We start from the raw sequence: 12,114 nt of genomic DNA, 5'->3' as shown, positions 1-12,114 counted from the left end.
ACGAAATAGATGAAACGATTTTTTGCGATAATTGCTTTGAGCATGGGGTTGACGGCTACGCTTTCGGCACAGGCACGCTTCACTTCGAGCACCCAAATGCAACACTTGGGGCAGATTGAATGGAAGCGTCCTGTAACCGTGCAGTACACCATCACCAATACGGGCGACGAGCCTTTGGTGCTTTCCGAGGTGGAACCCGATTGTGCCTGTACGGCCGCCCGCTGGACAAAGACCCCCATCGCGCCTGGCGATAAGGGAACGGTGGAAGTGACTTTCGATGCCGAAGCGTTGGGACATTTTCAGAAGGCCGTGGCTATATTCACCAATGCATCCCCTAATTTGGTGTATCTGAAGTTCGATGGTGAGGTGGTGACGGAAATCAAGGACTTTGCCCGTACCCATCCCTATCTGGTAGGACAAATACGCATCGACCAAAACGAGATAAACTTCCCTGACGTGCAGCATGGCGAGCATCCTGTGGTATATCTCAGTGTGGTAAACCTCTCCGACAAGCCTTATGAACCTGTCCTGATGCACTTGCCACCCTATCTGGAGATGAAGGCCGAACCTGAGGTCTTGCAGCAGGGCGAACGTGGTACACTGACCTTGACATTGAACTCTGAGAAACTGACCGATTTGGGTTTGACCCAGTCGTCTGTTTACCTTTCTCGCTTTTTGGGCGATAAAGTCAGTGAGGAGAATGAACTGCCCGTTTCTGCTATCCTTTTACCTGATTTTTCTGGGTTGACGGAGACAGAGCGCCTGAATGCTCCTGCCATTCGCCTTTCGGCCGAGGACATCGACTTGAGCGGCGATTTGGCGAAGAAGAAACGTGCGCGGCGAGACATTACCGTGACCAATACAGGGCGTTCGCCTCTTCAGATCAGTAAGCTTCAGGTGTTTCACCCAGCGGTGGGCGTCAGCTTGAAGAAGACCGTCCTCCAACCTGGTGAATCCACCCGCTTGCGTGTTTCTGTTACAAAGAAAAATATAGGCAAACATCGTCGTCACTTGCGTCTGTTGCTGATTACGAACGATCCTACGCAGCCGAAAGTAGAAATCAACATTAAAGCCAAATAACCATGGAACATCCTGAAAACTGTGCTGAATACAAGGGCTTGACCGTCAACGCAGGCGTTGAGCAACCCTCGTCCGTGAATCCTTATCTGAAGAACCGTCCGCGGCGTAAGAAACGCGAACTGACCGTGGCCGACTATGTGGACGGCATCCTGAAAGGTGACGTCACTGTTTTAAGTCAGGCTGTGACTTTGGTCGAGAGTGTAAAGCCTGAGCATCAGGCCGTGGCTCAGGAGGTTATCGAGAAGTGCCTTCCCTACTCGGGCAATTCTGTCCGCATTGGCATCAGTGGTGTGCCAGGTGCTGGTAAGAGTACGTCTATCGATGTTTTCGGACTTCATGTCCTCGAACAATATGGAGGAAAGTTGGCCGTGTTGGCCATTGATCCCAGTAGTGAGCGTAGCAAGGGCAGTATTTTGGGCGACAAGACTCGTATGGAGAAGCTTTCTGTCCATCCGAAATCCTTTATTCGTCCCAGCCCTTCGGCAGGGTCGTTGGGAGGAGTTGCACGCAAGACGCGCGAAACCATTATCCTTTGCGAAGCTGCCGGCTATGATAAGATTTTTGTCGAGACCGTGGGTGTAGGGCAGAGTGAGACGGCTGTCCATTCAATGGTCGATTTCTTCCTGCTCATCCAGTTGGCAGGTACGGGTGACGAGTTGCAGGGCATCAAGCGTGGTATCATGGAGATGGCCGATGGCATTGTCATCAACAAAGCCGATGGCGACAACATCGAACGCGCCCGTTTGGCTGCTGCCCAGTTCCGCAATGCCCTCCATCTTTTCCCTGCTCCCGAGAGTGGATGGACACCCCAAGTGCTGACCTATTCAGGTTTCTATAACTTGGGTGTAAAGGAGATTTGGGACATGGTCTATAAATATATTGACTTCGTGAAGGAGAACGGTTATTTTGTCTATCGCCGCAACGAGCAGAGCAAGTATTGGATGTACGAAAGCATCAACGAGCACCTGCGCGATAGCTTCTATCACAATCCAAAGATCGAAGCTTTGTTGGCCGATCGTGAGCAACAGGTTCTGCAAGGCAACCTGACCTCGTTTGTAGCTGCCAAGTCGTTGCTCGACACATACTTTGAAGATATGAAAGGCGGTGAGTAAGGGGAGATCAGAACCCCGTAACAAACTCATCGAAGCTGGTGTCGGTAATGCCAATCTTTTCTTTCAGGCGCATTTTCTTACGTGATATACTTCCCTTGGCTATGTGGTAGATTTCTGCCAATATGGCCAAGGGAAGTTCCATTTTCACCAGGCAACAAAAGTCAATCTCTTCATCCGTTAGTTGTGGATAAGTTGTTCGTAAACGTCGGGTGAAGTAGTCGAAGCAAGCGTCAGTATTATTGCGTAAAGTTTGCCAGTCTTCTTGGGAAAGGTGAAGGGCGCCTGCCTGGTTTCGACTGCGCATGAGCAGGGGAATGGTGATTTCGTTCAGCTGCTTAAAGTATTCTATCTTCTGGGTTAGTTGGGCGTTTTCGAGTTGTTCCTTTGCTTCCTGTTCTTTCAGATAGCGTATTTCCATTTCCTGTCGGGATAGTTGTGCTTGCATCAGGTCGCGGTTGAGCAAGGCTTGACGGCGGCGGGTGTAGATGTAGTAGATTCCCCACAAAATGATGAGAAAGCCAACGAGAATAGCCAGACGGTAGACTTGTAGTATGCGACGTGTCAGTTGGCTTTCACTTCTTTCGATCTGTTGTTGTTGCTTGCGATATTCGCTGATGGCGTGTACTTTGTCCAATAGTTCGGCTTTTTTATCAGCATCGAGCGAGTCGCGATAGCGCACGTGTTCGCGCAAGAAGTCAAAAGCTTTGAGGTTTTCACCGCGATGGTATAGGGCTTCGGACATATAGCGGTAGGCATCCGTTTTGCGAGACAGGGGATACATTTCGGCTATTTGGCGGAAGTAGTAGTGTGCCGAGTCGTTGCGGGCGATGTGGAAGCGGATGCCTTTGCAGAAGGTTCGGTAGAAATTCTGTCGCCCCGCACCTGTGGCGATAGCACGTTCGATGTCTGCCAGGGCGGAGTCGGGTTGCTCCATATAGAGATGGACTACGGCCATTTCGGCTTGTAGTTCAGCTTGCTTTTCAATGCTGACGGAAGCGGCGTATTGGTCGGCCATGCGTAGTTCTGCCAAGGCTTGGTCAAATTCTTTTTTGCTTTTGGAGCGGCTGCTTCGGATAAGTCCGATGCGTACCAGCATCAGGCTGTCCTGTTCTTGCAAGGCCTTGTCGAGGGCTTTGTTCAAGAGGCGTGTCTCTTGTGAGGCGAAATGATTGAAGCGGCAAAAGTCAGCTTGCGCGATGTCCAGCTCCATTTGCAGGCGCGACGGTGATGGAGTGGGGAGGTACTGGCGGGCTTTCTCGTAACACTCCTGAGCGCGTAGCAGGAAGAAATCCTGATGCAGCTTTTTTCCTTTGAAGAAATAGATGAGGCTGATGTGAAGCGAATCGTCTGCTTCTATGGCCTGCTGTAGCCCTTTGTCGAGCAGACTGTCTGGTAATAGAACGGAGTCGTGCAGGGCAATGCTGTCCCAAAATAAGCTCGGGAATTCTTCGTGGCGGTGGTTGCACGCACTTAGCCATGAGGCAAACAAAAGGAATAACAGGACTTTTCTCATAATTATTGCAAATATATACAGAAAGTCTGAAACTTCCTCGTGAAGCTCTATTTTTTTGCTTTTGGAGGACGTCTGCTGTTATTTGTACATCGTGTACATTATCGTTTAGCTATTTATCCATTTGAAAAACAGTGATTTGTTTCTCTTTCTTATGTACATCGGGTTTGCTTGTCCGCTTGTGCGTTATCCTATAATTTTGCCGTCGAAAGTCATCACTAAGCGATGCAATGGCTGGATTTTGACAAGATTAACCATCTATACTATCAATACGCTATTTTGTGATTTTATGAAAGAGAGAGTTTTGACATTGATTATGTGTGTGTGCCTGGGTGCGGGAGCGCTTTGGGCACAAGTGAGGCAAGTAACGGGCGTGGTTACTTCTGCGGAAGACGGACAGCCTGTTATCGGCGCTTCGGTGCTGGTGAAAGGAGCCTCGCAAGGTACAGTGACGGACGTGGATGGCAAGTTTGCCTTGGACAATGTACCGGCTTCAGCCAAGATGCTGGTAGTCTCGTTCGTTGGTATGAAGACACGTGAGGTGCCGGTGAGCGACCGCGTGGAAGTTGTGTTGGAGAGCGATCAGCAAGTGCTTGATGAAGTGCTTGTTACGGTGGCGTACGGTACGGCCAAACGTTCGTCGTTGACGGGAGCTATTTCTTCTGTCGATCAGAAGCAGATCGAGCTGCGCCCTGCTTCGAGCGTTACTTCCGCTTTGGAAGGAAGCACTTCAGGTGTGCAGATCAACAGCACTTACGGAGCGCCGGGCAGCTCGCCTGAGATCCGTATTCGTGGCATCGGGACGGTGAACGGTTCCAGCTCGCCCCTGTATGTGGTGGACGGCGTTCCCTTCAGCGGAAGTATCGCCGACATCAATCCTGCTGATATTGAAAGTATGTCTGTGCTGAAAGATGCCGCTTCGTGCGCTCTTTATGGTAATCGTGCTTCGAATGGTGTCATTCTGATTACCACCAAGAAAGGTACGGCTGGAAAGCTGAGTTTCAATCTGAAGGTGAATCAGGGTATCTACACGCGAGGCATCAAGGAATATGCCCGTACGGATGCGCGGCAGTTTATGGAAGCCAGCTGGCAGAACCTGCGTAACGCCCGCATTTCCGCAGGCGACGCTCCCGACGTGGCAGCCCGCTATGCTAGCGAAAATTTGATTGGCGAGCAGCTTTACCTGAACATTTTCAACAAGCCCGACAAAGAGCTGTTTGATGCTGACGGACGCCTAGCTGCAGGCGTGCAGATATTGCCCGGTTACGCTGAAGATCTCGATTGGTACAAGGCGGCCATCCGCAACGGCCACCGTCAGGAGTACCTCTTCAGCGGGAATGCCGCCAACGAGAAGAGCGACTATTACTTCTCCCTGGGTTACCTCGACGAAGAAGGCTATGTACGCAACTCGAGCTTCAGCCGCCTGTCGGCCCGTGTCTCCGTCAACCTCACCCCGGTGAAGTGGCTGAAGGCGGGAGTCAACCTGTCGGGCAGCCATCAGAATTCCCAGATTACGGCCGGCGACCAGGATGCGTCGTTCACTAATGCCTTCATGTATTGCCGCCAGATTGCGCCCATTTACCCTGTGCATCTGCATAACGCCGATGGCTCTTACCGCCTGACGGCCGACGGGCAGCGACAGTACGATCCCGGCTACTACACCGACGACAAGGGCGTTGAGATAGCTACCCGCAATCAGTATGCCGACCGCCACGTGGTATGGGAAAACGAACTGGACAAGAACGAGACCGTGCGCAATACGTTGCAGGGCATCGCCTATATGGACGTCAAGTTCCTGAAGGATTTCACGTTCACCGTAAAGGGCGACATGAACCTGAGTCAGTCGGACAATACGGCTTACGACAACGCCGTCATCGGCAACGGAAAGGGTAGCAACGGCCGCGGACGCCGTGAACTCTACCGCTACAAGAGCTACACCTTCCAACAGCAGCTGAAGTGGACGCATCTCTTCGGCGGGCATTTGCTGGACGTGCTGCTGGCGCACGAGAATTTCTCCTATAACTATAATTTTCTGTATGGATTCAAGACGTCGCAGATTTTTGCCGGACGTCCCAATTTCAGCAACTTCACCGAGATGACCAGCCTGGACAGCTACGAGAACAACTACCGCACGGAAAGCTACCTGGGACGCATCCGCTATAACTACCGCGACCGCTACAATCTCGAAGTATCTTTCCGCCGCGACGGTTCCTCGCGTTTCCATCCGGACAACCGCTGGGGTAACTTTGGCAGCGTGGGAGCCAACTGGATCATCAGTGAAGAAGATTTCATGAAGGATGTCAGCTGGGTGAACGACCTGAAGCTGCGCGCCAACTACGGCCAGGTGGGCAACGACGCCGGAGCCGGATACTACGCCTACATGAGCCTCTACTCCGTGGAGCAGAACGCGCATAAGGGAGCGCTCTACCTGACGCAGAACGACTCTTACGACCTGAAGTGGGAAACAGGTGAGGCCTACGGTGTGGCCGTTGAGGCACGCCTCTTCGATCGCTGGAACCTGAGTGCCGAGTATTTCGACAAGCGCAACAAAGACCTCCTGTTCGACATCTACCTGCCTCTTTCGGCCGGTGGCACTTCGACCTCTGCCGCCGAGTCGACCGTGACGCGCAACCTGGGAACCATCTCCAATCGCGGCATCGAGGTGAACACCGACGTCGACGTCTTCCGCAACCGGAACTGGACCATTAACCTGGCGGCCAACGCCACCTGGTTGAAGAACAAGATCGTGAAATTGCCCGATCAGAACAAGGACGGCATCATCTCCGGTCCCTACAAGATTGTCGAAGGCAAGAGCCGTTACGAATTCTTCACCTACACTTTCGAAGGCGTGGACCAGCTGACGGGCAATTCGCTCTACAAAGCCAATCTGAAGGACTATTACGTCACCCTGCCCGACGGCACGACGCTGGGCAACAAACAGAGCGGCGTTGACATTACCAAAAAGGCAACGGTGATTGGCGGCGTTCCTTACGTGACCAACACTACCTACGGCCAGCGGGAATTCCACGGATCGGCCCTCCCCACGGTGTATGGCAGCTTTACGGGCACCATCGGCTACAAATCGCTCACTCTCTCTGCTCTCTTCACATATTCGCTGGGCGGAAAGACGATGGACGGTGTCTACCAGTCGCTGATGACTACCGGCACCAGCCCGAGCAACTATCATGCCGACATCATGCAGTCGTGGGCGAAGGCTCCCGAAGGAATGGACGAACATTCGCCCGACCGCATCCGGAAGGACGGCATTCCGCAAATCAACAGTACGTTGAGCTCGGACAACAATGCCGTCTCTTCCCGCTGGCTCACTTCGGCCGACTATCTGGTGGTGAAGAACATCACCCTGGCCTACCGCCTGCCGCAGGCGTGGGTCACCCGCATGGGACTCCAGGCCATGGGACTGAACGTCAACTGCGAGAACCTCTGGACCTTCACCGCCCGACAGGGCATGAACCCCCAGCAGTCTTTCTCTGGCGGACAGGGCAATTACCTCGTGACGCCGCGCATCTTCTCCGTGGGAGTGAGTGTGACTTTGTAAAACCGTAAACACCGAATTCGTATGAAACTGAAAAATAGATTTTTCCTGGCCGCCGCGGCAGCGCTGCTGTCTGCCTGTTCGGCCGACTACCTCGACACCCTGCCGCAATCGTCTACCGACACGGGCACCGTCTTCGAAACGACCGAAAACGCCCGCATGGCCGTCAACGGACTCTGCCTCATGATGACCCAGCAATACCTCGGACAGCAGGGCGTCAACGGCGAGGGAACCATCAAGACCTGGTATGGCAACTATCCGGGCAACGACTTCCAGAAGTGCAACCTGACGGGATGGGCGCCCATCATCAACGCCACGTACATGGAACGTAACTCCGTGCTCTACTGCTACTATCCGTGGTTCTACTATTATAAGCTCGTGGGCAACGCCAACCGCATCCTGGCCAACATCGACAAGGCTGTGGGGGCGGAAGAAGAACGGCTCTTCATCCGTGCACAGGCGCTCACCGTCCGTGCCTACGCCTACCTGATGCTTAGCCAGCTCTACTGCCACCGCTGGGCGGACAGCAACCAGGGCGCCTCGCGCGGCCTGCCCCTGCGCATCGACACGTCGGACGGCGACCTGCCCGCTTCGACCCTGGCGCAAGTATACACGCAGATCTATACCGACCTCGACGCCGCCATCGACGGCTATACGCGCAGCGGCCTGACGCGCCCCCGCGACGACAACCACAGCCCCGACCTTGCCGTGGCCTACGCCATCTATGCCCGTGCCGCCCTGACGCGCGAGGACTGGGCCGCAGCCGCCAAGTATGCCCCCCTGGCACGCAAGGACTATCCGCTGATGAGCAATGCCGACTACGTGGACGGCGGGTTCAGCACCCCCAACAGCGAATGGATCTGGAGCAGCTACAGCGCTCCCGACCAGACGCTCTACTACTTCTCCTTCTTCGCCCAGCAGGGCAGCAACTCCAGCGCCAACATCTGCCGCAGTTATCCCTGTGCCATCAGCAAGGAGCTCTACGACCGCATCCCTGCGACCGACGTGCGCCGCCGCATGTTCCTCGCCCCGCAGGAGGGCGATGCCTACAACACGGCCAATGGTCGCGTCACCGCCGGCCCTTTGCTGGAGCGCGCCCGCCGCGACTACGCCTCGAAGCTCTTCTCTTCGAGTCTCATTTACGCCTACATGCAGTTCAAGTTTCTCTGCACCGGCCAGCCCGGCGTGGGCCAGCTCAATCACTTCCGCTCTGCGGAGATGTACCTCATCGAGGCCGAAGCCCTCTGCCGCCTGGGCGGCATGGACGCCGACGTGCAGGCCCTGATGCAGGCGCTGGTAAAGGACAGCGGCCGCGACCCGCAGTATGCCTGCACCAAGACGGGCGCCGACCTGCTGGAAGAAGTCAGGCTCTACCGCCGCATCGAGCTTTGGGGCGAAGGCTTCGACTGGTTCGACCTGAAGCGCTGGCGCCTGCCCATCGAGCGCCACGCCCATCCCACGGGCAGCTTCCACGCCCAGTTCGCCGTCAGCGTGAAGCCCGAGGAAGGCAACCAGTGGACGTGGGTCTATCCCGCCAAGGAGGTGGACTACAACGGCGCGCTGGACAGTTACATCGAGTGATAGAACTTCTTTACCCTAACCAATTTCATATTTTTTTCTTCATCTATTCTCTCTGATGTCAGGTCGGGAGGCCCGGTTTCTGCGGAAGCCGGCGTCTCCCGACGTTTTTTGTATAAAAACAAAAAAAATATTTTGTCTTTTTATTTTTTGTTTGTTGAAATTCACTACATTTGCGGCATTTAATATCTAACAAAATAAAAAGACATGGAAAAAGAAGTAATGATGAACGGCGAGAACGTTCGTGAGGCTTATGAAGCCCCTAAGTGTGAAATGATTGAAATGCAGAATGAAGGTGTATTGTGTGCAAGTGATGTAACCAATACCAGGTGGGATGGATTGCAGGAGAAAGATTATAGTAGTGTATGGGATTAGTGAAAAATTGTATGAGACAAATGAAAACAAGAAATTTTTTATGGACTTTGCCCTTGGCTGCTGTAACGTTGGTAATGGCGGCTTGTAGTAATGACGAAATCATAGGTGGTGAGAGCCAGTTAGGTGAAACGGTAAAGATGACTTTTACGGCCGATGCACCGCAGACGCGTACTATTTTGCTACCTGTTGAACCAAGTACTGACTGGCGTGGGGTAGAATGGCAATTAGGAGATGCCATTTCTGTATTTGATAAAAACAATGCCAACAATTGTTTTGGAAATTATGATGAAGACGATTTAGGTAAGTTCTCCGGTACAGCTGTGGAGAGCGATTCTTATATAGCTGTTTATCCATATAACAAACAAATGGTATGTAATGGCAAAACAATTTCAGGTTTGTCTCTTCCTTTCACTCAAGAGGCTGTAGCGGGTACTTTTGCACAAAATTTGAGTTTGGCATGGGCACAAACGACTTCTGGCAGTATGTTTCTAGAATTTCATCATCTTTGTGCGGTAGTAAAGTTTAGCATTTTTGGTCAGGAAGCGGAACAGGTGGAAACTGTGACATTGACCGATAATGCCCAAAAAACATTGGGATATGATAAATTTGGTATAGTTATTCAAGGTGAAGGCGAGGAAGAACAGGCTTCTCTTAATGAGAGAGGAGAGTCTTTTTCTTCTATCGTGTTGAATGCTCCCGAGGGCGGCTTTGTTTCTGGTTCTGATTATTATTTTGTAATACTTCCAGACAAAGAACAGGCAGAGAACGCTCCTTTCCAATCGGGGCTTACCCTTTCATTTAAGATGAAAGATGGAAATACTATAGAAAAAAGAACAGACAAAGCGATAGAGATGAATGTCGGTGAAATTGCTAATTTGGGTAGCATTTCGTTGGAAGAAAAGAAGATTACGAACAAGGAATTAATTGATGCATTGGAAAATGTTGTTGTGTATCCTGAAACGTTCGATAAAGATGAAAATGGTTTTGTACCCATTACAGGAAAAAATGAAGATATAATAGCTGGAATAGTATCCATGAATATAGATAACTACTATCCTTTCTTGACGGATCTTTCCGGTATTGAATATTTATCTAATTTGGAATACCTATATTGTTCTCAGCTTGAGATCGAATCATTAGATGTCAGCAGCCTGAAAAAATTGAAACAACTGAGATGTAATGACAATCCTGATTTAAAGACTCTTAATGTTAGTGGCTTGACAAATTTAGAAACATTGGAATGCTCCAATACAGGGTTAACGTCATTGGATGTGCGTGGATTAGAAAATCTGCAACAGTTATTGTGCGAAAATAGCAAATCTTTGTCTTTGACGTTGGGAACTCATTTAAACTTGATAGAATTGAGTTGCAATGGATGCAATTTATCTTCACTGGATGTCAGCAGTTTTACGGCCTTGGAAAAATTAGATTGTGGTAATAATCAGAATTTGAAATCTTTGACGCTTGGTAATTTGTCTGCTTTGACTTATTTAATGTGTTATAGATGCCAATTATCGACGCTGGATGTCAGTGGTTTGACCAATTTGTCTGATCTAGATTGTGCAGAGAATAAACTCTCTGAGCTCGATTTGAGAAAGAATGAAAATCTGACTTCTTTGTATTGTGGCGAACAGGTAGATTGTAATGACGACAATAAGATGCGTCTCTATTTACCGGAGAGCCTGGTAGATATGTGGAATAATGATTGGGAAAGTTCTTCTAGGTATGTTGAGTTAGTAACTGAATAAATTTATAAAATTAAGGCTATTTCAGACCTGCGAACTCCCCCCGCCGCTGGCAGGGCGTTTTCTCGCATCGTGAAAAGCTCCCGCCGTCGGCAGGGCGTTTTCTCGCATCGTGAAATGCTCCCGCCGTCGGCAGGACGTTTTCCCGCATCGTGAAATGCTCCCGCCGTCGGCAGGACGTTTTCTCGCTCCGTGAAATGTTCCTGCCGTCGGCAGGACGTAATTGCAACGATTGAATCTTTAAAACAGAAGAGCCTATGAAGGAAATTTTGTACAACTTCTCGCGCGTCCGTGCCAAGAATGCGCAGCACGTATTGTTCCTCACCCATGCCCTCGCGGCCATTCCGCAGGAAGTGGCCGAGGCCCGCGGCTTTGCCGCCCGTCTCACAGCCTTTGCCACGGCAGCCGCCAACGAGCAGGAATGCTTCCGTCCCGGCAGAGCGTTTCTGGATACGGCCGACATCGTGGCCGCCGACCGCGCCCGCGACGAGCTGTTCTACTTCTACAATCAGGTGATCCAGGCTTATGCCTCCTACCATCCCGACGCCGAACGCCGCAAGGCAGGCGCGACGCTGGCCTTCGCCTTCCGCGAGGCGGGAAACGTGGCCAAGGCCGACTATGCCTCGGAAACGGCTTCGCTGACCGACCTTGTCGGGACATTGCGCAGCGAACCCTATGTGGCCGCTCTCGCCGTCCTCGGACTGGACGAAGCGCCCGACGAGCTGGAGGCGGTGAACCAGGCCTTCGACGCCCTCTTCGTGAAGCGCACGGCCGAGGAGCGCGACCGCGCCCAGTCGTGGAACATGAAGACGCTTCGTCCCCTTTCCGACGCAGCCTTCGACGACTTGGCCAAGGCCATCAACGCCCTCTACATTTCCAACGAACTGGTCGCTGGCGATGAGGCCATCCGCACGGAGCTGGGCAAGGTCATCGACGACGTGAATGCTGTCATCGTCCGCCTGAAGAAGACGATGAACCAGGGCGCGGCTGGCGTAGATCCCAGTGAAGACGAGCCGGGCGACACCACGCCTACGCCGGAGCCTGAAGAACCCGAACCCGGCGGCGACGAAGGCGGAAGTCCGTTGTAAATGGAGAATTGATAATGGATAATGGAGAATGGAAAATGGCAAACTTTCTGTTCTCCATTTTTATTTCTCCCCG

At 52.0% G+C, this 12,114-nt stretch carries 8 protein-coding genes; 7 read left to right on the top strand and 1 reads right to left on the bottom strand.

Annotated features, from left to right (window positions below; translation table 11 throughout):
- Positions 1–9 precede the first annotated feature (9 nt).
- Entirely contained in the window at positions 10–1,080 is a 1,071-nt protein-coding gene (locus HF894_RS05135; RefSeq protein ID WP_204971337.1) for a DUF1573 domain-containing protein, read from the top strand.
- A 2-nt stretch (positions 1,081–1,082) separates the two neighbouring features.
- Positions 1,083–2,192, top strand: a complete 1,110-nt coding sequence (meaB, locus tag HF894_RS05130) for a methylmalonyl Co-A mutase-associated GTPase MeaB (protein WP_204971336.1) — start codon at positions 1,083–1,085, stop codon at positions 2,190–2,192.
- A gap of 7 nt (positions 2,193–2,199) precedes the next feature.
- Here meaB and HF894_RS05125 read toward each other — a convergent pair whose 3' ends face one another.
- The gene (locus HF894_RS05125) at positions 2,200–3,705 is read right to left on the bottom strand and encodes a tetratricopeptide repeat protein (RefSeq protein WP_204971335.1); all 1,506 of its coding nucleotides are present in this window, start codon (positions 3,703–3,705) and stop codon (positions 2,200–2,202) included.
- A gap of 286 nt (positions 3,706–3,991) precedes the next feature.
- Here HF894_RS05125 and HF894_RS05120 point away from each other — a divergent pair, with 286 nt between their 5' ends.
- From HF894_RS05120 to HF894_RS05100, 5 genes are all read left to right on the top strand, one after another.
- The gene (locus HF894_RS05120) at positions 3,992–7,258 is read left to right on the top strand and encodes a SusC/RagA family TonB-linked outer membrane protein (protein WP_204971334.1); all 3,267 of its coding nucleotides are present in this window, start codon (positions 3,992–3,994) and stop codon (positions 7,256–7,258) included.
- A 21-nt stretch (positions 7,259–7,279) separates the two neighbouring features.
- The gene (locus HF894_RS05115) at positions 7,280–8,836 is read left to right on the top strand and encodes a RagB/SusD family nutrient uptake outer membrane protein (protein WP_204971333.1); all 1,557 of its coding nucleotides are present in this window, start codon (positions 7,280–7,282) and stop codon (positions 8,834–8,836) included.
- A 204-nt stretch (positions 8,837–9,040) separates the two neighbouring features.
- Positions 9,041–9,208, top strand: coding sequence for a hypothetical protein (locus HF894_RS05110; protein ID WP_204971332.1), 168 nt, complete (start codon positions 9,041–9,043; stop codon positions 9,206–9,208).
- On the top strand, positions 9,199–10,956 hold the full coding sequence (locus HF894_RS05105; protein ID WP_218417845.1) for a hypothetical protein: 1,758 nt from the start codon (positions 9,199–9,201) through the stop codon (positions 10,954–10,956). The genes HF894_RS05110 and HF894_RS05105 overlap by 10 nt, the downstream gene beginning before the upstream one ends.
- Positions 10,957–11,210: 254 nt before the next feature.
- Positions 11,211–12,041, top strand: coding sequence for a DUF6261 family protein (locus tag HF894_RS05100; RefSeq protein ID WP_204971330.1), 831 nt, complete (start codon positions 11,211–11,213; stop codon positions 12,039–12,041).
- Positions 12,042–12,114 lie beyond the last annotated feature (73 nt).

This window comes from Caecibacteroides pullorum (genome assembly GCF_019239235.1).
Taxonomy (GTDB): domain Bacteria; phylum Bacteroidota; class Bacteroidia; order Bacteroidales; family Bacteroidaceae; genus Bacteroides; species Bacteroides pullorum.
This window is presented reverse-complemented; position numbering and strand designations above follow the sequence as displayed.

Bases quoted from the DNA above. Each gene is read 5' to 3' on its own strand.
- HF894_RS05105 (WP_218417845.1), top strand. From the start codon at position 9,199: ATGGGATTAGTGAAAAATTGTATGAGACAAATGAAAACAAGAAATTTT.
- HF894_RS05100 (WP_204971330.1), top strand. From the start codon at position 11,211: ATGAAGGAAATTTTGTACAACTTCTCGCGCGTCCGTGCCAAGAATGCG.
- HF894_RS05125 (WP_204971335.1), bottom strand. From the start codon at position 3,705: ATGAGAAAAGTCCTGTTATTCCTTTTGTTTGCCTCATGGCTAAGTGCG.
- HF894_RS05115 (WP_204971333.1), top strand. From the start codon at position 7,280: ATGAAACTGAAAAATAGATTTTTCCTGGCCGCCGCGGCAGCGCTGCTG.
- meaB (WP_204971336.1), top strand. From the start codon at position 1,083: ATGGAACATCCTGAAAACTGTGCTGAATACAAGGGCTTGACCGTCAAC.
- HF894_RS05120 (WP_204971334.1), top strand. From the start codon at position 3,992: ATGAAAGAGAGAGTTTTGACATTGATTATGTGTGTGTGCCTGGGTGCG.
- HF894_RS05135 (WP_204971337.1), top strand. From the start codon at position 10: ATGAAACGATTTTTTGCGATAATTGCTTTGAGCATGGGGTTGACGGCT.
- HF894_RS05110 (WP_204971332.1), top strand. From the start codon at position 9,041: ATGGAAAAAGAAGTAATGATGAACGGCGAGAACGTTCGTGAGGCTTAT.